The following is a 21,422-nucleotide window of genomic DNA, read 5'->3' on the forward strand; positions in this document are numbered from 1 at the left end:
GGGAATGGTCGATACGAACGTCAAGAGCGATCGATCAATACAATCGCCCGATGTCCTGAGGAGCCCAGGTGCGAGACCACGTCCGCGCACGCCACGAACGGGCGATCGCCATCGCCCGCGCACACGGAAGCCTGAGTATCGCCGACCTCGCCGCCCTGTTGGAAGTCTCCATGGTCACCGCCCGCCGGGACGCGGAACTCCTCGTCTCCGAGGGGCGGCTCGGGCGCGTGCACGGATCGGTGGTGTGGCCGGGCAGCGGCCGGCCGGCGCCCGCACCGGCCGTCCCCGCCCCGGGCTTCCGCCGGGCCAGGGCGGGGACGGTGGTCGGCATGGTCGTACCGACGATGCACTACTCCTTCTCCGAGATCGTCCAGGGTGCCCGCGCGGTGCTCGCCGCCCGCGGAGCGCGGCTCGTGCTGGGCCTGTCCGGCTACTTCCCCGACGAGGACCGGAGCCAGATCCGGCGGCTCGTCGCCGCCGGGGCCGCCGGCCTGCTGGTGACCCCCAGCCGGGAGGACGGGACGCCGGGCCCGGGCGGGGCCGACGCGGTCCTGGAGGCCGCGGTGCCCACCGTGCTGGTCGAGCGGTGGACGCGGACCGGCAGCCCGGCCGACGCCCTGGACCGGGTGCGCTCGGACTCCGCGCACGGCGCGGGCTCCGCCGTCCACCACTTGGCCGCGCTCGGCCACCGGCGGATCGCGCTGGCGCTCCAGGACAGCCCGCACGCCCGGCAGTTGAAGGCCGGTTTCACCTCAGCCCTGACCACCCTGGGCCTCCCCCCGGCGCCCGCGCCGGGCTTCGACCCGGGCGCCGCGGCTTCCGAGTCGGAGCGCTACGACCTCGCCCTGGAGCACCTGCGCGGCTGCGTGCGCGAACACGCGGTCACCGCCGCGCTCGTGCACAGCGACGCCGACGCCGTCGTCCTGCTGCCGCGCCTCCAGGCCCTCGGGATCCGGGTGCCCGAGGACCTCGCGCTGGTGGTGTACGACGACGAGGTGGCGGGGCTGTCGGAGCCGGCGCTGACCGCCGTGGCGCCGCCCCGGCGGGCGGTGGGCGCCGCGGCCGCCGGACTGCTGCTCGACCGGCTCGACCGGCTCGGCCGGCTCGACGGCGGGGACCCGGCGCACGCGCCGCGCCACCACGTGGAGTTGCTGCCCGAGCTGCGCGTCCGCGACTCCTGCGGCGGCGCGATCACACGCGCGTTGACCGTTTGAACGAATCGATCCCTACGTGCCTCTTGAGCATCATTTCGATCGCGTGCTAGAAACCGCCGTGGCGCCGCCGTCCGGCGCGCCGGTCACGCCCCAGCTCTGGAGGCTCCGTGTCCACCCCATGGTCCCGCCGTTCCTTCCTGCTCCGGTCCACCGGCGCCGCCCTGCTGGGCACGACCGCCCAGGCCGGCACCGCCTGCGCCGCCGACGCGTACGACACCCTCCGGCTCAGGTGGCGGGACATGGTGCTGGGCACCGGCTTCGACCCGGCGGGCGCCCCCTTCGCGGAGAAGCTGGCGCTGCTGGGCACCCAGGCCACCGGGTTCCGCTCGACGATGGCGCCCGTGAGCGGGTCCCTCTGGCCCGACCTGCCGCTGACCGCCTCCAGCTCGATCACCACCAGCTACTACCGGCTGAGCACCATGGCCCAGGCGTACGCCCAGCCCGGCACGGGCCTGACCGGTGCCACCGCGCTGCTCACCGACATCAAGGCCGGCCTCGACCACCTCCACGCCCAGGCCTACAACCCGTCGAAGAGCCCGTTCGGCAACTGGTGGGACTTCCAGATCGGCTCCCCGCAGACCCTCCTCGATATCAGCACGATCCTCTACGACCAGCTGTCCGCCACCCAGCTCGCCAACCACCTCGCGGCCGTCGACCGGTTCGTCCCGGACTCCACCGTCGCCCAGTACACCGGCACCAGCACGGGCGCCAACCGGGTCGACCTGTGCCGCTCGCTGGCCGTCCGGGGCGTGCTCGGCAGGAACGCGGCCAAGATCGCCCTGGCCCGCGACGCGCTCTCCCCCGTCTTCCCCCTGGTCACCAGCGGGGACGGCTTCTACGCCGACGGGTCGTTCGTCCAGCACACCCACCTCTCCTACACGGGCTCCTACGGCGCGGTCCTGCTCGGCGGCCTGGCCGGCCTCTTCTCCCTGCTGAGCGGGTCCGCCTGGGCGGTCACGGACCCCGACCGGCAGCTCGTCCTCGACGCCGTGGAGAAGTCCTTCGCACCCTTCCTCTACAACGGCCTGATGATGGACGCGGTCTCCGGCCGCTCCACCAGCCGAGGCAACCCGAGGACCAACACGTACGGCTTCCAGGGCGGCGACCACGGCCGCGGCCACGGCGTCCTCGCCTCCATCGCCCTGCTGGGCACGGCCGCGAGCGCCGCCGAGAACCAGCGCTGGCGCGGGCTGGTCAAGGGCTGGACTCAGCGGGACTACTACAGCCCCGTGCTCACCGACACCGACCTGAGCGTCGCCGCGCTGGCCCGGATCAAGGCCGTACAGGACGACGGCGCCGTCACCGCGATCGCCGAGCCGACCGGTCACGGGCTCTTCCCCGGCATGGACCGGGCCGTCCACCGCCGTCCCGGCTGGGCGGCCTCGATCAGCATGGCGTCCAAGCGGATGGGCCTGTACGAGACGGGCAACGGGGAGAACCTGCGCGGCTGGCACGCCGGGGCCGGGATGCTCCAGTGGTGGGGGAACACGTACGCCAACGGCCAGTACACGGACGCCTTCTGGCCCACCGTGGACCCGTACCGGCTGCCGGGGACCACGGTGTCGAAGAAGGCGCTCGCCGACGCCGAGGGCGGCGCCTGGGGGCTGCCGAGGCCGGACGTCAACTGGGTGGGCGGGGCCACGGACGGGGAGTACGCCGCGCTCGGCCAGTTCATCCGCGGACTGTCGAGCACGCTGTACGCCAAGAAGTCCTGGTTCTGCCTGGCCGACTCCGTCGTCTGCCTGGCGGGCTCCGTCCGCTCCACCGACGGCACCGCGGTCGAGACCGTGGTCGAGAACCGCAACCTCGGCGCCGCCGGCAGCCACGCCCTCACCGTCAACGGCGCCGCCCAGCCCACCGCGCTCGGCTGGTCGGCCACCCTCACCGGTACCACGTGGGCGCAGATCGCGGGCCACGGCGGGTACGTGTTCCCCGGCGGGGCCACGGTCAGAGCGCTGCGCGAGGCCCGGACGGGCTCCTGGCGCGACATCAACACGGGCGGCGCCACCGACCCGGTCACCCGCCGCTACCTGACCCTGTGGTTCGACCACGGCGTCGACCCGGTCGACGCCGCCTGCTCCTACGTCCTGATGCCCGGCGCCACCGCCGCCGCCACCGCCGCCCGGGCGGCCGACGGCGGCTGGCTGACCCTGCTCGCCAACGACAACGCCCGGCAGGCCATCGCGGTCCCCTCGCTCGGCGTCACCGCCGTCAACTTCTGGTTCGCCGGTACCGTCGGCACGCTCACCGCGAGCGCCCCGGCCTGTGTACTGGTCCGGGAGCACGGGGACGGGACCGCGACCCTCTGCGTCAGCGACCCGATGCGGATGCAGAACGGGCTCACCGTCACGTGGAACCGCCCCGTGGCCTCGGTGGTCTCCAAGCCGGCCACCGTCACCTCCGCGGCCACCGGCTCCGCCCTCACCCTGACCTTCGGGGACCTCACCGGGAAGGCCGGGGCCACACAGAAGATCAGGGTCGCGCTGGGCTGATCGAACGGAGCAACGGCGGATCCACCCCCGTCAGCCGGGCGACGACCAGTCGTCCGGCGGCCGCGGGCACCGGCACCGTGGACGGCACGACCAGCACGGCGCAGCCCGCCGCCTCGGCGGAGGCCGTACCCGTGGGGCTGTCCTCCACGGCCACGCAGGACCGGGGGTCGACGCCCAGGGCCCGCGCCGCGGCGAGGTACGGGTCGGGGTGCGGCTTGGTCCGCGGGGTTTCGCCGTCCGCGACGGTGACGGCGAACCGGTGCGGTCCCAGGCCGGCCAGGACGAGGTCCACGATCGGACGGGGGGACGCGGAGACGAGCCCGAGCGGGATCCCGGCCCCGGCCAGCGCGTCGAGCAGCGCCGGCGCGCCCGGCATGAGCCGGGGGCAGCCGCGGGCGACGCGCTCGTGGAACCCCGCCAGCAGCGCCCCGCTGATCTCCTCCACCGTGCGCGCGCCGCCGCTGACCGTGTGCAGGTGCGCGGCCGCGTCGGCGGTCGAACGCCCCACCACGGCCGGCCCGTCGGCCCCGGTCAGCACGTGCCCCAGGGAGCGTGCTGCGGCTTCGGCCGCCCGCCACCACAGGGGCTCGGTGTCGACGAGGGTTCCGTCCATGTCGAACAACACGGCGCGCACGTCAGAGCCCGGCCGGCGCGAGGTGGGCGGACGGGGTCGAGAAGGGCCTGCCGTCCAGGGTCCAGTGCGAGTCGGCCGGGCGGTCGAGGGAGGCGTACACCTGGGCGGCGACGTCCTCGAAGCGCAGCTGCCGGGCGGGCGGTCCGGCGGCGATGCCGGGGCCGCAGCAGGCGACCCATGCCGTGCGTTCCTCCGCGGTGCGCCCGCCGTGCCCGCCGGAGTCCCGGTGGCCGTGGTCGGTGACCACGATGACCGTCCAGGCCTCCTCCTCGTACCGGGGACGCGACCGGACGGCGGTCAGCAGGCGGCCGAGGCGTTCGTCGGCCCGTTCGATCGCCCGCAGGTACGCGTCGCCGCAGCCGTGCAGGTGTCCGGTCTCGTCGACCGCGCCGAGGTAGACGAAGGAGGCCTCGGGGTCGTCGGTCTCCAGGACGTGGACGGCCTCCGCGGTGACCTGTTCGTCGCACACCTGCCAGTCCTCGCTGGTGTCCGCGCGCGGCGCGATGTACGAGAGCCGGCTCGGGGCGGCGAACAGCGGGCCTCCGTCACGGGCCAGCAGCAGCGGTTCCCAGCCGGCGGCCACGAAGGTCTTGCGCCCGTCCTGCCGGGCGAGCCGGGTGGTGAAGTCCGGGAAGACGTCGAGGCGGTGGCCGGCGAAGTGGTTGCCGTACACGCCGTGCTTGGCGACGCCCACGCCGGTGACGATGGTGGCCCAGCACGGGCCGGACATCGTGGGCGTGGCTTCGTCGATCTCGATCCGTCCGAGGAATCCGGCGCCGGCCACCGCGTCGAGGTGCGGTGTGGCCGCGGCGGGGAGCAGGTCGAGCCGGACTCCGTCGATGCCGACGACGAGGACCCGGCGGCGGAGTTCGGAGTCGGAGTCGGAGTCGGAGCTGGGTGAGGTGGTCAACGGTCGGTGTCCCGTCTCGGGTGGGGGAACTGGCTCAGTGGAGGGAGGCGCCGAACTTCTCCGCGGCGGACCCGGGCTGGTCTTCCGGATCGGGGGCCGCGCTGTGCCCGGTGTGGAAACCGCGTACGCCGGCCAGCCGGGCGGCGCCGGAGCCGGCGAGCCGGACGGTCAGCCTGGTGACCTCCACCGGCGGGAAGGCGTGGATCCGGCGGACGCCCACGGTGTGGCCGGAGGCGATGACCCGCCCGTCGGCCAGCACCTGGTGGCCGGCGATGAGCTGGCCGTCAGTGAGGTCCTCGGCCAGTTCCAGGTGGTCGAGGAGGAGGGGCCGGGTGAAGCGGGCCACGACCTCGCCGTCCGGCCCGGCGGCCAGCCGCGCGGGGGCGGGCCGCGCGAACCGGCGGCCGAGTTCCGCGCCGAGCTCGAGCAGCCGTGCCCGGTCGGCCGGGTCGATGCGGCCGGTGCGGTCCGGCGGGACGCCCAGGAGCAGGCCGGCGCCGAGGCCGACGGAGCGGTACCAGACCGCGAGGAGGTGCTCTCGGCTCTTGAGGGTGTGCAGGTCGTCGGGCTGCCAGAACCAGTGCCCGCGGATCGGCACGTCGCACTCGGGCGGCAGGTAGCGGACGCTGTCGAGGGCGGTCTCGCCGTCGTCGTAGAGGCTGATCCCCGTCGAGCCGACGGTGTACCGGCAGGGGTCGGCTGCCAGGCCGTCCTCGTTGCCGACCCAGCGGATCGTCGGGCGGCCCATGTTGAACACCATGGCGTCCGGCTGGTGTTCGGCGACCACGGCCATGACGGCGTCCCAGTCGTAGCTCCGGCCCTCGGAGCCGGCGCCGTCGAACCACAGCTCGTAGAGCGGCCCGTACCGGGTGCACAGTTCCGTCAGCTGCTCCAGATAGAAGGCGTCGTAGGCTCCCGGGTCCTCGTAGCAGGCCGCGTTGCGGTCCCACGGGGAGAGGTAGAGCCCGAGCCCGATGCCCGCCTCCCGGCAGGCTTCGGCGAGTTCGGCGACCACGTCGCCCTCGCCGTCCCGCCAGGGGGACGAGGCGACCGAGTACGCGGTGGTGGCCGTCGGCCACAGGCAGAAGCCGTCGTGGTGCTTCGCGGTGAGGACGACGTACTTGGCCCCGGCCTGCGCGGCGGTGCGCGCCCACAGGCGGGCATCGAGGTCGGAGGGGGCGAAGCAGGCCGGATCGAGGGTGCCGTCGCTCCACTCCCGGCCGTGGAAGGTGTTGACGCCGAAGTGCAGGAAGATCCCGAAGCCGTTCCGCTGCCAGGCGAGTTGTGCGGGCGTGGGGCGGGTGGTCATGCCGGTCTCCTTCATGTGGGGGGCCGTCTACTTCACCGCGCCGGCGGTCAGTCCCGAGCGCCAGAAGCGCTGGAGGCAGAGGAAGGCGATCACGAGGGGGATGACCGCGATGAGCGAGCCGGTGATGGCGAGGGAGTACATCTCGGGGCTCTCCGTGATCGAGATGTTCCACATGTGGAGGCCGAGGTTGACCGGGTACAGGTCCTTGTCGTTCAGCATGACCAGCGCGCCGTAGAAGTTGTTCCAGCTCGCGGTGAAGGAGAAGAGGAACAGCGTCATGAATCCGGGGCCGAGCATCGGCAGGGCTATCGTGCGGAAGGTCCGCACCTCGCCCGCGCCGTCGACCCTGGCCGCCTCGATGACCTCGTACGGGACGTAGCCCTCGGAGAAGACGCGGGCGAGGTAGACGCCGAACGGGTTGACGAGGGACGGGATCAGCAGCGCCCAGTAGGTGTTGGTGAGGCCGGCCTTGGAGGCGAGCAGGTACATCGGCAGGGTCAGGACCGCACCCGGTACGAGGACACCCGCGAGGACCACGGCGAAGAGCCGCTCCTTGCCCGCGAAGGCGTACTTGTCGAAGGCGTACCCGGCGGCGACGGAGACGAGCGAGGAGAGGGCGGAGCCGACGACGGCGTAGAGGACCGTGTTGAGGAGCCAGCGCCCGTAGATGCCGTCGTTGTGGGTGAAGACCTCGTGGATGTTGGAGAAGAGGTTGAACTCGCCGAGGGTGAAGCCGTTGGTGGCGAAGAGGTCGCGGCGGTTCTTGGTGGCGGCGATGAGCAGCCAGCTGATCGGCATGAGCGTATAGAGCGCCGGCACGATCAGTACGGTGTTCACGGCGGCCTTGGAGGCCCAGGCGCGCGGGGCCTTGTCCGTCCTCATGATTCCTGCCACCGCTTCCCTGTCCGGGTGACGACGAAGGACAGTGCCCCGGCCACGAGGGCGAGCAGCAGCGACGCGGCGGCCGCGCCGGCGTAGTCCTGGTCGATGAACGCCTTGCTGACGATGTACATGGTGGGCGACCAGTCGTTGCCCAGGGTCTGGGCCTTGTCCGAGAGCAGTTTGGGCTCGGTGAAAAGCTGGACGGCTCCGACGCCGGTGAACAGGACGGTCATGACCACCGAGGAGCGGATGATCGGCACTTTGATGCCCAGGGCGATGCGCCAGGCCCCGGCGCCGTCGACGGTGGCGGCCTCGATGACCTCGCGGGGTACGGCCTGGAGGGCGGCGAAGAAGATCACCATGTTGTAGCCGACCCACTGCCAGACGGCGATGTTGGCCATCGAGGAGAGGGCGTGTCCGGGTGAGAAGAAGTTCCAGCTGCCGCCCGCGCCGTCGATCCAGTCGACGACGGGGCTGAGCCCGGGGGTGTAGAGGTAGATCCAGATGATCGCGGCGATCAGCCCGGGGACGGCGTGCGGCAGGAAGAAGGCGAGCTGGAAGAAGCGCCGGGCCCGCGCGTAGGCGGAGTCCACCAGCAGGGCCAGGCCGAGCGCCGCGCCGATCATCACGGGGATGTAGACCAGGCAGTAGGCGGCGACGTGCAGGAAGGACGTGCGGAACGCCGGATCCGTGAGCACCACGGAGTAGTTGCCCAGGCCCACGAAGGTGCGTTCGACGCCGCCGAATCCGAGCCCCGAGGACTGTTCCTTGAAGACGCTCATCCATCCCGCATAGACCACCGGCGCCACCATGACGAGGGCGAACAGGACGAAGAAGGGGACGAGGAACAGGGCCACGGCACCGCGTTGGTTGCGGCGCAGCGTGCGGGGGCTTCCGGGGGGCGCCGGAGTGGTGGTGGGCGGTGCTGCCACAGGAGGCTCCTTGGCGGTGCGGGGGGGCTCAGGGGGGCATCGGGTGCTTCGACGGTTTCGGGCGCTGCGGGCGGAGCACCGGACGCTGCGGGCGCTGTCGGCGCTGCGGGCGCTGTCGGCGCTGCGGGCGCTGCGGGGCGCGGGCGCTCATACGAGGGGTGGCCGCGGGCGGGTGCTCCCGCGGCCACCCCCGGCGGGTCACTTGGCGAGCTTGAGACCGCGGCTCTCGATCGCCGACCGGGCCGATTCCTGCGCCTTCACCAGGCCGTTGGCCAGCCCGTTCTTGGCCGCCTCGTCCTTGAAGTCGGCGTTGACCTTGCCCCAGACCGGGCCCCAGGTCCACCCGGGGACGATCGTGGGGATCTGTTCGCCGGTCAGCTTGTAGAGGTCCTGGCCGTCGAAGTAGGAGGTGTCGAAGGCCTTCGCCGCCACCGCGGCCATGGCGGGGTTCGCGGGCAGCGCGCTGCTCGGGTTCTTCAGGGCGCTGATCCGGGCCTCCATCGCGGCCGGGTCCGTGGTCACCCACTTGATGAACTCGGCGGCGGCCTTGGTGTGCTTGCTGCCCTTGGTCACGGCGAAGCTGGTTCCGCCGTACATGCCGCTGGCCGGGGTGCCCCAGTGGGGGACGGGGGCGACGCCCCACTTGCCCTTGAGGTCGGGCATCGCGGAGATCATGCCGCCGGCGCTCCACGAGGCGCCGAGGATGCTGACGGACGTACCGTCGGCCTTGGACTTGTTCTCCTCCGGCGTGCCGGCGCCGTAGTTGAAGACGAGGTCGTCCTTGAGCATCCCCTGCCAGAAGGCGGCGACCTTCTGGGAGGGGGCGTCGTTGATCTCGGGCTTCCAGGCCTCGTCCTTGATCTGGAACCACTTGGACCCGGCCTGCCAGGAGAGGGCGGCCTGCAGCGGGCTGTCCGTCGGGAAGGAGCCGATGCGCGCCTTGGGGTCGGCGGCCTTGATCTTCTCGGCCGCGGCGCGGTACTCGTCCCACGTCTTCGGCACGGTCACGCCGTACTTCTCGAAGAGGTCCTTGCGGTAGAAGTACACCTGCGGGGTGGCGTCGAAGGGGACCGACCAGGTCTTGCCGCCGAAGGTCACCAGGTTCTGGACGCCCGCGGGGAAGCTCTTCTTGACCAGCTCGCCGGAGGTGCCCGTGAGGTCCTCGAGGTAACCCTGGCTCGCGAACTCCGGGACCATGCTGTACTCGATGGTCGCCACGTCGGGCGCGTCGCCCGCCTTGATCGCGTTGCTGATCTTGCTGTAGCCGTCCGCGCCACCCGGTATCTGGGAGAACTGGACCTGGATGTCGGTGTGCGTCTTGTTGAACGCGGCGGCCGCGGCCTCGGCGCCGCTGGTCCAGGTCCAGTACGTGATGGTGACGGGCTTGCCGTCGTCCTTGGGAGCAGACGACGTGGCGGAATCAGAGCCGGCGCAGGCGGAGGTCAGCAGGGCGAGGGAAACCGCTGCGGCCACCGCGCCGTAGGCACGCAAGGACTGAGCCTTCATGTGAACTGCTCCTTGGCGAGTGGGCTGAACGGCTTGAATCATTCGCGCCTGCTTCTTGAACGTCAAGAGCATGTGAACTATTGATCAAAACGATCAGATCGGGGATGTCCGAATGTCCCGTTCCATGGCCGCTGAGCCGTATGACCTGCGGGAAGGCAGCCCTGACGGGCCCGCGGCCGGGCGTGCCGGGCGGGCGGTCGGGGAGAGTGATCAGGGCGGCGCGTGCGGTCAGGCCGTGCGGTCGAGTTCCTCGCGGCGGACCTCGTGGAGGAAGGGCAGGCCCGAGGCGTAGCGGGAGATCTCCTCGATCGCCGAATCGGCCATCCGGTGCAGTTCGTTGCCCAGGGATCCCGCGATGTGCGGGGTGAGCAGCACGTTCGGCAGGTCGTACAACGGGGAGTCGGCCGGCAGCACCTCCGGCTCCGTGACGTCGATGACCGCCTGGATCCGCCCGGAGGCCAGCTCCCCGGTGAGGGCGGCCGCGTCCACGAGCGATCCGCGGGCGGTGTTGATCAGGGTCGCGCCGTCGCGCATCAGCGCCAGCCGCCGGGTGTCGATCATCGACCGGGTCTCGGGCAGGGCCGGCGCGTGCAGGCTGACCACGTCGGAGACTCGGCACAGCTCGTCGAGGGCCAGGCCGCGGACACCGAGCGCGCGCGCTTGCTCCTCGTTCACGTACGGGTCGTAGAGAACGAGTTCGAGATCGTACGGGCGCAGCAGCTCGATCACCCGGCGGCCGATCCGGGAAGCTCCGACGATGCCGACGGTCCGGCGGTAGTTGCCGGCGTGGCCGTACCGCAGGTGCCAGGCGTGCTCGACGCCGCGGACGCTGCGGTACTCGTCGCGCAACTGCAGCACCCGCTTGTTGGAGAGCAACACCATGGCCACGGTGTACTCGGCCACCGGCAGCGAGTTCGCCTGCGCGGCCGAGGAGACGGCGATGCCGCGCTCCCAACAGGCCTCGGTGACGAAGTGTTTGACGGAACCGGCGGCGTGGACGACCGCCCTGAGCCGGGGCGCCGCCGCGAGCACGGCGGCGTCGATGGCGGGGGCTCCCCAGAAGGTGAGCAGGACCTCGGCCTCCGCCAGTGCCCCCGCCACCCCGGGTCTGCCGAAGTCGCTTGCGACGAGCCCCAGGTCGAGCTCGGCCACCTCTTGGAGCCAACGTGCGGTGGCCTCGTCGAAGAGGCGGGGCAGAAGCTCGGGTTCCATCGCGAGCAGGGCCCGCGGGCGGCGAACTGGCATCTGGAGTGCTCCTTGCGGCTCGGTGAGGCCGCGCCGACTCTATGAAGTCGTGATCCGATCGTCAAGATTCATCAATCATATAGCTCCATTCGATCGAAACGATCGCACGGCCGCGCGGCGCGCCGGATCCGTCCCGCCCGGTCCGCGGCGGCGCTCGGGGTTACGGTCTGCGCCATGGACGGTGATCGCCAAGGATGGCGTAGTTGCGTGCTCGCCGGGGCGGTGTTCGCCGTGTGCATGGCGGGCACCACGCTGCCGACCCCCCTCTACGGCCTCTACCAGGAGAAGTTCGGGTTCTCCGAGCTGACGGTGACCGTCGTGTACGCCGTGTACGCCTTCGGGGTCATCGGCGTGCTGCTGCTGGCGGGCAACGCCTCGGACACCGTGGGCCGGCGGCCCGTCCTGCTGGCGGGGCTGGGTTTCGCGGCGGCGAGCGCCGTCTGCTTCCTGTGCGCCACCGGGCTCGGCTGGCTGTACGCGGGACGGCTGCTCTCGGGACTGTCCGCCGGCCTGTTCACCGGCGCCGCCACGGCGTACGTGATGGAACTGGCCCCGGAAGGCGGCGCCTCCCGGGCCACGTTCGTGGCGACGGCCGCCAACATGGGCGGGCTCGGCTGCGGCCCGCTCCTCGCCGGCGTCCTCGCCCAGTACGCCGCCTGGCCGCTCTACCTGCCGTTCCTCGTCCACCTGGCACTGGTGGCCTGCTCGGCGGCCGTGCTGCTGCTCCTCCCGGAAACCGTGCGGGCGCGTCGGCCGTGGAGCACCGTGCGCCCGCAGCGGCCCGGCCTGCCCGCGCAGGTGCGGGCGGTGTTCCCGCCGGCGGCGATCGCCTCGTTCGTGGGTTTCGCGCTGTTCGGGGTGTTCACCTCGGTCAGCCCCGCGTTCCTCGCGCAGTCCCTGGACGTGCACAACCACGCGGTGAGCGGGCTGGTCGTCGCGCTCGCCTTCTTCGCCTCGACCGCGGGGCAGCTCGCCGTCGGCCGGATCGGGGTGGGCCGGTCGCTGCCCCTGGGCTGCGTGGGACTCTTCACCGGACTGGCGCTGCTCGCGGGCGCACTGCGGTGGGACCTGCTGGCGCTGGTGGTCCTCAGCGCGCTGGTCGGCGGCGCCGGGCAGGGCCTGGCGTTCCGCGGGGCACTGGCCGCGGTGGCCGCGGCCTCTCCCCCGGACCGGCGCGCGGCGGTGATCTCGACGCTGTTCGTGGTGGCGTACGCGGGCATCTCGGTCCCGGTGATCGGCGTGGGCCTGCTGGTGGGTCCGATCGGCCTGGAGGGCGCGGGGCTGGTGTTCATCGCGTGCATGGCGGCCTTGGTCGCGACGGCGTTCGGCTACCTGCTGCGGCGTCCCGTGCGGGCGCACACGTAGCGCACGGCCGCCCGGCGGTTGGCGCCCCGGCCCAGCGGGTAGGCGTCCGGTGGAAGACTCGCTGCCGGCCAGGGAGGCGGTTTCATGATCCAGCTGACCATACCGCTGATCCCCACCGCGCAGGGTGGCCCCTTGATCCCCGCCGACCAGGTCACCGGCCTGCTGCGGCGCATCGCGGTCGACTGGGTGCGCTCGGTGGACACCGACGAAATGGCGGCCGACGCCACTACCGTGCACAACCTGGCCGAAGTGCTGAGCGAGCTCGCCGACAGCATCGACGTCGAGTGCATCGCGTTCACCTCCGTACCGGACCGCCACCGGCGCGCGTGGGAGTGAAACGTTTCCCCTGTCCTCTCGGTGGGGATGAAGGGCGAAACGTGTGAGCGGTGCCGAACGGGGTAGCCGCAGAGCAGGCACCGAGTCTCGGGAGGTGGAGTCATGGACGGCCCCGAGCTCTCCCAGCAGGAGCGCATGATCCTCGAGGACATCGAGGCCCGATTGCGCACCGACCACCTCCTCGACCGCAGGCTGCGGACGCTGCGCCGTGGAGCCAGGCCGTGGACGGGCTCCTGGACCGACCCCCGCAGCCCCGGCCTCGGGCTCTACACGTGCCTGCTGGCGATCGCCTGCGCGGCGGCGTTCGTACGGGCCGTGACGACGTCCTCGCCGACCGTGCTCTGGGTCTTCGCCGCCCTCTGGGTGCCCACGGCCCTCTGCCTGCTCCGCCTGCTGTGCCGCTGGGGCGGCAACGCCGTGGCGGCCCTGTCCCGCCGCGGGAAGCGCTGACCCTCCCCGGCGGTCGCGAGAGCCGTCAGGCCAGCGGGGCGGCCGCGAGTTCGATGACCTGCGCGGGGCCCGACCGGAAGGCCGGGCTGGCGGCATCGGCTTCGATCATGTGGGGGGTGGCGTCGTGTGCGGCGAGTGCCTGCTGCGACGCCCAGCGCTCGACGAGCACGAAGCGGTCGGGCTCGCCGCTCACCTGGTGCATGTCGTACTGCAGGCACCCCTCTTCGGCCCGAACGATCGGCGCGAGGCGTTCGAAGGCGGCGACCTGTTCCCGGCCCCGGCCCGGAAGGGTGCTGATGAGGATGACGAGTTGTACCTGCTGCGACATGCGCCGAAGCCTAGCCGGTGCAATACGCCCCGTGATCAAGGGGGTTGGCGTTGTCCGGCGGGAGAGGGGGCCGGGCCGTCGGGTGACGGCCCGGCCCCCTCAGCGCTCGGTCAGACGCGGTCGGCCGCGATCAGGACGTACTGGAAGGAGCCGTCCTTGTAGGAGTTGATGAACGCCTCCTCGATGCCGGTGACCAGGGAGGACGTGGCCCGCAGCTCCCAGTACGGCAGGGTGTCGGGCGTCAGGTCGATGACGGCCTGCGGGACGAGGCGGTTGTCGGCCATGGCGCGCAGGTACTCCCGGCGGGAGTGGATGTTGCACTCGAAGTGCGCGTTGATCTGGGAGACCCACTTGGACGGCTGGCCGTAACGCGGGTTCCAGCAACCGGTGATGGTCACGTAGCGGCCGCCGACCGCGAGCACCCGGGAGTGCTCGGCGAAGAGGTCGTGCAGGTCGACGTACATGCTCGACTCGTTGTTCCAGGAGGCCGCCGCCTGCCCGGTCTCGAAGGGCGTGCTGAGCATGTTGCAGACGCGGGCGCGGACGTGGTCCCCGATGCCGAGTTCGCGGGCGCGGTTGTTGGCGAAGTCGGCCTGCTTGGTGGACAGGGTGACGCCCTCGACCTTGCATCCGAAGCGCTGGTGCGCCATGACCATCGAGCCGCCGCGGCCGCAGCCGGCGTCCACGAGGGTGTCGTCGCGCCCGATGGGGCCGAGGTGGTCCAGGAGGACTTCGGCCTGGGCCGACTCCAGCCGGTGGAGCTCGGCGATCAGCTTCTTCTCGTATGCGCTGTCCTCGGTGTCGCCGAGGGCGTCGTGGTCGATGTCACCGATGCCGTAGTGGTGGTGGTAAAGGCCGTCGACGTCACCCAGGCGCAGGTTGACGGGCCGGGCCTCGTCGTTCCAGTAACGGGCGATGTCCCCCTGGTAGGGCGTCGTCGGGGCGGGGATGAAGGTCGAAAGATCGGTGCTCGTCATGGAAATGTCCCATCCTTACCAGAAGTCGGGCAGGCTGTATCGGTAGGTGTTCGTCTGGTGCCAGTAGTGGTTGCCGTCGACCCACACGGCCACTCCCCGCAGGAACCGCAGCACGCTGGGCGCGGGGCAGGCGGCGGCCAGGGCCGCGGCTTCGGATTCGAAGTCGTGCATGAGGTCGTTGTGGACCTCGACCGCCTTCAGGTAGGCCTCCCGGTCGGAGACGCCCTCCCGGTCGGCGATCACCACGGGCAGGTTCAGGTGCCGGCCGGGGCTGGCGAGTTCCTTCGTGTACGAGTAGAGGTCGTTCACGATGGTCGTGGCGTTGCCCGCGAGCGCGAGGACCCGTTGCATGGCGGGCTGCGCGTGCAGGTCCGCTGGCAGTTCGTAGCCGCCGACGGTGTCCGTGATGGTGGGGCAGGGGCGGAAGTTGTTGAACTGGCGCATCGCCAGGTACTCCCACACCTCGGGCACGTGGTCCGTCTGGGCCCAGGCCGCCTCGGCGAGGTAGCCGAGGTGCAGGCGGGCCATGTCGTGCCGGAAGCGGTCGGCCTGGGAGGGGGTGGACTGCTGGACGAAGTACTCCATGGCGGAGCGGTAGGCGCGCCGCGGGGCGTCCGCGTGGAGCGACTCCGCCCAGTGCGGGTGGTACTCCTTCGTCGTGTGCAGGTGGTCGAGGGCGGTGTGCGCCAGCAGGAGGCGTCCGCCGAGGCCGATCGGCGAGCCGCCGTGGTCCTCGCAGTAGCAGTCGTCGACCGCGTTCTCCGCGACCATCAGGCGGGTGGCGATCATCAGGTGGTCGATGGTCGGAGCGTCCGGATGGCAGGCGACCATGTAGCGCCCGACGGAGAAGCCGTCGAACTGGTCCTCCCAGTCCTCGGGGTAGAGCTCGACCTCGTCGAGCGCCCAGTCCTTGATCCTGCGGCTGACCTCCTCCACCCGTACCGGATCGGGCTCCGGTACGGGGTGGTGGTAGAGGCCCGGAATCGGGTTGCCCGCGACCGCCGTCGGCGCCGCCTCGGCGACCGGCTCGGGGGACGTCGGCGGCTCCGCGCGCCGGGCCAGGCTCAGTCCTGCCGTGCCCAGGCCGCTGGGGCCGCGCAGGATCCTCTCCAGGGCGGGCCCGGGACCCGCGTCGGGCCCGGGGACGTCCACCGGGAGGTCCCCCGTGGAGGGGCGCCGCCCGAAGGGCAGGGTCGGTGCGGACGGCAGCGCCGGTGCGGAAGCCAGGGCGCCGGCGGCGTCCGCCGGGGCGTGGGACGGTTTGTCGGTGTGGGATGGGGCTCCGGCGAGGGCGTTGGTGAGGACGTCGGCTCCGAAGCGGGCCGCGGCGGCCGGCAGGCCCGACTGCAGAGGGGAAAGCCCAGGATCGGGCATCCGTAGCTCCTTGGTGAGGTGGTTTGGGCTGTCCCGGATCCCGGGCACGCTCGGCCGGCCCGGGAAGATCCGGGCTGTCGTGGCCGGATGGCCGGCCGTGGGAGACGGCGCGGCCGTCACGGCCGTCCGGCAGGTCCGCTAGTCGCGCCGACGCGCGATCTGCACGTTCTCCAGCACGCCGAGCGCGTCGGGCACGAGGATCGCGGCGGAGTAGTACGTGCTGACCAGGTACGAGATGATCGCCTGCTCGCTGATGCCCATGAAGCGCACCGACAGGCCGGGCTCGTACTCCTCCGGCAGCCCCGTCTGGCGCAGGCCGATGACGCCCTGGTTGTCCTCGCCGGTGCGCATGGCGAGAATCGAGCTGGTGTTCTCCTTGCTGATGGGGATCTTGTTGCAGGGCAGGATCGGGACCCCGCGCCAGGCCGGTACCGACTGCCCGCCGACGTCCACGTGGTCCGGGTAGAGCCCGCGGGCGTTGAGCTCGCGGCCGATCGCCGCGATCGTCTTGGGGTGGGCGAGGAGGAGCTTGGTGCCGCGGCGGCGGCAGAGCAGCTCGTCGAGGTCGTCCGGGGTGGGCGGGCCGGAGTGGGTCTGGATCCGCTGCTTGAAGTCGGCGTTGTGGAGGAGGCCGAACTCCCGGTTGTTGACGAGTTCGTGCTCCTGCCGCTCGCGCAGCGCCTCGATGGTGAGGCGGAGCTGCTCCTCGGTCTGGTTCATCGGCCCGTTGTAGAGGTCGGCGACCCTCGTGTGGACCCGCAGCACCGTCTGCGCGACGGAGAGTTCGTACTCGCGCGGCTTGAGTTCGTAGTCGACGAAGGCGCCGGGCAGCTCGTACTCGCCGGTGTGGCCGGCCGACATCGCGATCTCGGCCTCGCCGTGCCGGTTCTGCCGCTGCTGGGGAAGCGAGCTGAACCGGTGGATGTGGGCCTGGAGGCTCGGCGCCGTGGACAGCACGGCGTCGAAGTCGGCGCGGGACAGGGTGAGCAGGGTGCCGGGGGTCTCGGCGGTGGCGGTGTAGTCCCAGCCGGCGTCGCCGTCCAGCAGGGCGTTCTCACCGAAGCGGTCGCCGTCGGCGAGGACCGCGACCGCGACCTCGTCGCCGTACTTGCCGACGGAGGTCTGGCTGATCCGGCCGTGGGCGATCAGGTGGATCCGCTCGGCGGGGGCACCGCGCTCGACCAGCACCTCACCGGCGCGGAACTCGCGCTGGACGCACCGGCCGGCGAGCGCGGTCAGCACCTCCTCGTCGTCGAAGCCGCGCAGCAGGGCCAGTTCGCCGAGCTCACGGGGGATCACCCGGACGTCGGCGCCGTCCTGGACGAACTCGATGCGCCCGTCGCCGACGGTGTAGGTGAGACGGCGGTTCACCCGGTAGGCGCCGCCCTTGGTCTCCACCCAGGGGAGCATCCGCAGCAGCCAGCGGGAGGTGATCTCCTGCATCTGCGGGGCGGACTTGGTCGTGGTGGCAAGGTTGCGGGCGGCGGCCGTGCTGAGGCTGGACTGACGGGGTTGGTCCAGCTGTGGTTCGGGGCTGAGGTCAACGGTCATCGGACGAGCTCTCCTTCTTAAGGGCGGCGATCAGCACATGCGCATATCACCGGTGAAAGAGGAAAAAGAGGGCGAATATCTGCGGATCCGTCCAGATCCGGGGGAACATTAATGGCCTGCGCGCCCAGATGACCTTGAGGGAGGGCCGTTATTACCTCGATGCAGTGATCTTGGCCCGCGTTGGGTTTGTTCCGGCTACCGACAGTATTCGGACATGACGAAGCGCCCGCCCGGCGCGGGGCGCGGACGCGAGCCGGATCGTGCGGCGAGGAGGCGGTGCGATCCGGCCAAGTGCGCCGCCGGCCGCCCCGGACGCCCCGCGCTCGGCCATGCGGGTTACCGGGCGGTGGCGCGGGGCCGGCCGGTCAGCCGGCGGCGGGCGAGGCCCGACAGGGGATCGACTTCCTTTGCGGCGCCGAGGAAGGGTGGTCCATGCGCAATCGCAAAGTAAAGGAAATGTCAAAACGGAGGCCTGCGGCCCTCGGCGCACGGGAACGGCCCCGTCGGTGCGTACCGACGGGGCCGTGGTCCTGCGGGAGGTTCCGGACGGGCGGGGCCTCAGCTCCGCGACACGTTGGAGACGACGCACTCCTTGTACTCGCTGCCGTCGCCCTTGCCGGTGTACGGCGTGCTGGCCTGGGTCTGCTGGGACGCGCCCGCCTTGACCTTGACACCGGTCACCATGGCCGTGGCGGTAGTCGCGGTCGACGTCGCGTCCCCGCGGAACTTCATCGTGATGTTGTAGGTGTAGTCCAGCGACGAGCTGTTGGTGACGGTGAGTCGGGCGACGAGGTTCTTGCCCTCCAGCTTGCAGCCGTCGATCTTGATGTCGCGCTCGGCCTTGTTGCTGCTGGAACCGCCCGTGGTGACGGAGCCACCCGTGCTGCCGCTGGTGCTCGTGCTGCTGTCGCCGTTGCTGCCGCTGCTGCTGCCGCTGCTGCTGCTACCACCGCTGGAGCTGCTGGAGCTGGAGTGCGAACCGCTGCTACCGCCGCAGCTGGCGCCGTGCGAGCCACGGGCTCCGGTCAGTGCGACGACGGCGATGCCGAAGACGGCGACCGCGCGGACATGACGAAGCTTCACGTTGAACCCCCGTTGGAATAGCGATAAATGACAGGGCCCGCCTTGACGGGCGCATGCCACCCTAACAGCGGGCTCGGACAGTCTCGTTCGGCGGCCGTTGCTCGTGGAAACGGCCCGTACGGAGAGCGACCGGTCGTGGTCAGCCCGTGGCGATCACGAGGTCGGCGCGGCGGCGGCCCCGGGCGACGAGGCGGGCGTTGGGTTCGTCCGAGCGGGCCACCCAGGCGCGTGCGTACGCCGGTTCCTTCCCGTGGCGCACGTGCCGGTCGACCAGGCGCCGCACGCGCAGTTCCTCGTCCGGGGCGAGGTACCAGGCCTCGTCCAGCAGCGGCCTCACCGAGGCCCACTCCCCCGCGTCGTGCAGCAGGTAGTTCCCCTCGGTGATGACCAGCGGTACGCCGGGAGGCACGGGGACGCTGCCCGCGATCGGCTCCTCCAACGACCGGTCGAAAGCGGGTGCGTAGACGGTGGCCCCGTCGGATCCGCGCAGGCGGCGCAGCAGGGAGACGTACCCCGCCGCGTCGAAGGTGTCCGGGGCGCCCTTGCGGTCGGCGCGCCCGAGCCGGGCCAACTCGGCCTGGGCGAGGTGGAACCCGTCCATCGGGACCACCACGGCCGTCTCCGGGCCGAGCGCTGCGGCGAGCCGGTCGGCCAGGGTGGACTTTCCGGCCCCCGGCGGCCCGGCGATGCCGAGGATCCGCCTGCCGCCCCGGGTGGCCAGCGCGGCCGCCTTCGCCACGAGTTCCGTCGTCTCCACCTGCCCATCCTGCCCGAGCCGGACGCCTCAGCGGTCCTGGGAGCGGTACGCGCGCATCGCCAGGGGCATGAAGACCGCGGCGATGCCGGCCGCCCAGACCAGGGACCACATGATCGACGGGCCCGCGGGGGTGCCGAGCAGGAGTCCGCGGACTGCGTCCGACAGGTGCGTGACGGGATTGACCTCCACCCAGGCCTGGAGCCAGCCGGGCATGGTGGAGACCTGCGCGAAGGCGCTGCTGGTGAACGTGATCGGGAAGATCACCGTGAAGGCATAGACCTGCACCTTCTCCGGGTCCCCGGCCACCATCCCGATGAGCACCGCCGTCCACGAGACGGCGGCGGCGAATATCAGCAGCAGCACCGCCGCGCCGAGGAAGCCCGCGAAGCCCCCGCTGACCTCGAAGCCCAGCAGCATGCCCAGCGCGATCATCAGGACCATGGCCCAGAGCTGTTTGGCCAGGTCGGCGGTGATGCGTCCGAAGAGCGGCGCCGAGCGGGCGATGGGCAGGCTCCGCAGCCGGTCGAAAACCCCTTTCGTGAGGTCGGAGTTCAGCGACATGGCGGTGTACATGCTCATGAAGAGGGTGTTCTGGACGATGATCCCCGCAAGCGCGTACTGGAGGTACTCCTGGGGAGAGCCCGCCATCTGTCCGCCGAAGACGTAGGTGAACAGGAAGACGAACATGATCGGCGTGATGCTGTAGTCGACGAGTTCCAGCGGGTTGTGCTTCACCGAGACCAGGCTCCGCCACGCCATGGTCGCGGTCTGCCGCACGGCCGCGAGGGGGCGCACCCTGCCGCTGCGGCCCAGCCCCTCGGTGATCGTCGTGGTCGTCATGACGGGCTCCCGGCGTTCACGGACCGGTCGTCGAGGTCCGCGAGGTCGCCCGGAGGGCCGGCGGGCTCGGCGCGGTGTCCGGTCAGCACCATGAACACCTCGTCGAGGGAGGAGCGCCGCAGGGTGAGTTCGCCGACCTCGATGCCCGCCTGGTCCAGTCGGCGTACGACGCTCGGCATCAGCGCCGGGTCGTTGACCGGCGCGGTGATCTCCTCGCCCTCGATCTTGGCCTGCGGCCCGGCAGCCTCCGTGATCAGCGCGTGCGCCGCACCGAGGTCGGCGGCGTGGGACGGGCGCAGTTGCAGCACTTGGCCGCCGACCTGTGATTTCAGGTCGTCGGGGGTGCCGTCGGCGATCACCTTGCCCTTGTCGATCACCACGATGTTGTCGGCGAGGCGGTCGGCCTCGTCCAGGTACTGGGTGGTGAGCAGGGTGGTCATGCCCTCCGAGACCAGCGCGCGCAGCATGTCCCACACCTCGCCGCGGCTGTGCGGATCGAGGCCGGTGGTGGGTTCGTCGAGGAAGAGGATCCGCGGCCGCCCGACGAGGCTGGCCGCGAGGTCGAGCCGTCTGCGCATGCCCCCCGAGTAGGCCTTGGCGGCCCGGCCCGCCGCGTCGGTCAGGTGGAAGCGGTCGAGCAGCTCGGCCGCCCGGGCGCGGGCCTCGCCGCGCGTCATCCCGAGCAGCCGGCCGATCATCAGCAGGTTCTCCGTGCCGGTGAGGTTCTCGTCCACGGCGGCGTACTGCCCGGTGAGCCCGATGAGGGCACGGACCCGCCCCGCCTGCCGTACGACGTCGTATCCGCCGACCTCCGCACGGCCCGCGTCGGGCCGCAGGAGCGTGGCGAAAATGCGGACCGCCGTCGTCTTCCCCGCGCCGTTGGGGCCGAGCAGGCCGCACACCGTCCCGGCCGGAACCTGGAGATCCACCCCGGCCAGCGCCTGGGTCTCCCTGAACCGCTTGGCCAGGCCCTCGGCCCGGATCGCGTGCGACATGGGATCACCTCGTTCCCCCGCGGGCAGCGCCGCCGGTCCTCCCCACTGTGACCCATGCGACTGACAGTCCGCCTGCCGTGGGGGTCCCGGGGCTCGCAGGGGGCGGCGGGGCGCGCGACGATCCTGCCGGCGGCCTGCCGCCGAGCGGCCCCGCGCGCTTGCGCGTTCGGGTGACAACCGCCGCCGCGTTGCGCGCGCCCGCCGCCGGCGTACCGGAACATCTCAGGCGGCCGGTCATGCCC

The 21,422-nt window shown here is 71.7% G+C and carries 20 protein-coding genes; 5 read left to right on the forward strand and 15 right to left on the reverse strand.

What is annotated here, in order from left to right; all coding sequences use genetic code 11:
* Window positions 1–68: 68 nt before the first annotated feature.
* Window positions 69–1,214: a substrate-binding domain-containing protein gene (locus AB0O21_RS06520; protein WP_365166964.1), complete on the forward strand. Its 1,146-nt coding sequence runs from the start codon at window positions 69–71 to the stop codon at window positions 1,212–1,214.
* Between the two features lie 107 nt (window positions 1,215–1,321).
* Window positions 1,322–3,706 carry a polysaccharide lyase 8 family protein gene (locus AB0O21_RS06525; protein ID WP_365166966.1) on the forward strand — a complete coding sequence of 795 codons (2,385 nt, stop codon included), beginning with the start codon at window positions 1,322–1,324 and terminating at the stop codon, window positions 3,704–3,706.
* On the opposite strand, the gene AB0O21_RS06530 is transcribed toward AB0O21_RS06525, so the two are convergent.
* The 7 genes from AB0O21_RS06530 to AB0O21_RS06560 all read right to left on the reverse strand — a co-directional run bounded on the left by AB0O21_RS06530 (window position 3,687) and on the right by AB0O21_RS06560 (window position 11,091).
* Window positions 3,687–4,319, reverse strand: coding sequence for an HAD family phosphatase (locus AB0O21_RS06530; protein WP_365167130.1), 633 nt, complete (start codon window positions 4,317–4,319; stop codon window positions 3,687–3,689). The genes AB0O21_RS06525 and AB0O21_RS06530 overlap by 20 nt on opposite strands.
* Before the next feature lie 22 nt (window positions 4,320–4,341).
* Window positions 4,342–5,250, reverse strand: a complete 909-nt coding sequence (locus tag AB0O21_RS06535; protein ID WP_365166969.1) for an alkaline phosphatase family protein — start codon at window positions 5,248–5,250, stop codon at window positions 4,342–4,344.
* A 34-nt stretch (window positions 5,251–5,284) separates the two neighbouring features.
* Window positions 5,285–6,559: an alpha-L-fucosidase gene (locus AB0O21_RS06540; RefSeq protein ID WP_365166972.1), complete on the reverse strand. Its 1,275-nt coding sequence runs from the start codon at window positions 6,557–6,559 to the stop codon at window positions 5,285–5,287.
* Between the two features lie 27 nt (window positions 6,560–6,586).
* A complete protein-coding gene (locus AB0O21_RS06545) occupies window positions 6,587–7,441 on the reverse strand; it encodes a carbohydrate ABC transporter permease (RefSeq protein ID WP_365166974.1) in 855 nt (284 codons plus the stop codon).
* Window positions 7,438–8,253, reverse strand: coding sequence for a sugar ABC transporter permease (locus tag AB0O21_RS06550; RefSeq protein WP_365167132.1), 816 nt, complete (start codon window positions 8,251–8,253; stop codon window positions 7,438–7,440). The genes AB0O21_RS06545 and AB0O21_RS06550 overlap by 4 nt, the downstream gene beginning before the upstream one ends.
* Before the next feature lie 318 nt (window positions 8,254–8,571).
* On the reverse strand, window positions 8,572–9,879 hold the full coding sequence (locus AB0O21_RS06555; RefSeq protein ID WP_365166977.1) for a sugar ABC transporter substrate-binding protein: 1,308 nt from the start codon (window positions 9,877–9,879) through the stop codon (window positions 8,572–8,574).
* A gap of 228 nt (window positions 9,880–10,107) precedes the next feature.
* Entirely contained in the window at window positions 10,108–11,091 is a 984-nt protein-coding gene (locus AB0O21_RS06560) for a hydroxyacid dehydrogenase (protein ID WP_365167135.1), read from the reverse strand.
* A gap of 207 nt (window positions 11,092–11,298) precedes the next feature.
* Between AB0O21_RS06560 and AB0O21_RS06565 the strand changes: the two genes are divergently transcribed.
* From AB0O21_RS06565 to AB0O21_RS06575, 3 genes are all read left to right on the forward strand, one after another.
* The gene (locus tag AB0O21_RS06565) at window positions 11,299–12,489 is read left to right on the forward strand and encodes an MFS transporter (protein WP_365166979.1); all 1,191 of its coding nucleotides are present in this window, start codon (window positions 11,299–11,301) and stop codon (window positions 12,487–12,489) included.
* An 84-nt stretch (window positions 12,490–12,573) separates the two neighbouring features.
* Window positions 12,574–12,825, forward strand: a complete 252-nt coding sequence (locus AB0O21_RS06570) for a DUF6213 family protein (protein WP_365166981.1) — start codon at window positions 12,574–12,576, stop codon at window positions 12,823–12,825.
* Between the two features lie 102 nt (window positions 12,826–12,927).
* Entirely contained in the window at window positions 12,928–13,275 is a 348-nt protein-coding gene (locus AB0O21_RS06575; protein WP_365166983.1) for a hypothetical protein, read from the forward strand.
* 25 nt (window positions 13,276–13,300) lie between these two features.
* Here AB0O21_RS06575 and AB0O21_RS06580 read toward each other — a convergent pair whose 3' ends face one another.
* The 8 genes from AB0O21_RS06580 to AB0O21_RS06615 form a co-directional block, all read right to left on the reverse strand.
* The gene (locus AB0O21_RS06580) at window positions 13,301–13,603 is read right to left on the reverse strand and encodes a putative quinol monooxygenase (RefSeq protein WP_365166986.1); all 303 of its coding nucleotides are present in this window, start codon (window positions 13,601–13,603) and stop codon (window positions 13,301–13,303) included.
* A 110-nt stretch (window positions 13,604–13,713) separates the two neighbouring features.
* Window positions 13,714–14,580, reverse strand: coding sequence for a geranyl diphosphate 2-C-methyltransferase (locus AB0O21_RS06585; RefSeq protein ID WP_365166988.1), 867 nt, complete (start codon window positions 14,578–14,580; stop codon window positions 13,714–13,716).
* A 15-nt stretch (window positions 14,581–14,595) separates the two neighbouring features.
* The gene (locus AB0O21_RS06590) at window positions 14,596–15,954 is read right to left on the reverse strand and encodes a family 2 encapsulin nanocompartment cargo protein terpene cyclase (protein ID WP_365166990.1); all 1,359 of its coding nucleotides are present in this window, start codon (window positions 15,952–15,954) and stop codon (window positions 14,596–14,598) included.
* 138 nt (window positions 15,955–16,092) lie between these two features.
* Window positions 16,093–17,505 (reverse strand): family 2B encapsulin nanocompartment shell protein, encoded by a 1,413-nt coding sequence (locus tag AB0O21_RS06595; RefSeq protein WP_365166992.1) that lies wholly within the window; start codon window positions 17,503–17,505, stop codon window positions 16,093–16,095.
* A 558-nt stretch (window positions 17,506–18,063) separates the two neighbouring features.
* A complete protein-coding gene (locus AB0O21_RS06600; protein WP_365166995.1) occupies window positions 18,064–18,588 on the reverse strand; it encodes a hypothetical protein in 525 nt (174 codons plus the stop codon).
* A 139-nt stretch (window positions 18,589–18,727) separates the two neighbouring features.
* Window positions 18,728–19,345 (reverse strand): nucleoside/nucleotide kinase family protein, encoded by a 618-nt coding sequence (locus AB0O21_RS06605; protein ID WP_365166997.1) that lies wholly within the window; start codon window positions 19,343–19,345, stop codon window positions 18,728–18,730.
* A 27-nt stretch (window positions 19,346–19,372) separates the two neighbouring features.
* Entirely contained in the window at window positions 19,373–20,185 is an 813-nt protein-coding gene (locus tag AB0O21_RS06610; RefSeq protein WP_365167000.1) for an ABC transporter permease, read from the reverse strand.
* A complete protein-coding gene (locus AB0O21_RS06615; RefSeq protein WP_365167003.1) occupies window positions 20,182–21,180 on the reverse strand; it encodes an ATP-binding cassette domain-containing protein in 999 nt (332 codons plus the stop codon). The genes AB0O21_RS06610 and AB0O21_RS06615 overlap by 4 nt, the downstream gene beginning before the upstream one ends.
* Window positions 21,181–21,422 lie beyond the last annotated feature (242 nt).

This window comes from Streptomyces sp. NPDC091371, from assembly GCF_040684275.1.
Taxonomy (GTDB): Bacteria; Actinomycetota; Actinomycetes; order Streptomycetales; family Streptomycetaceae; genus Streptomyces.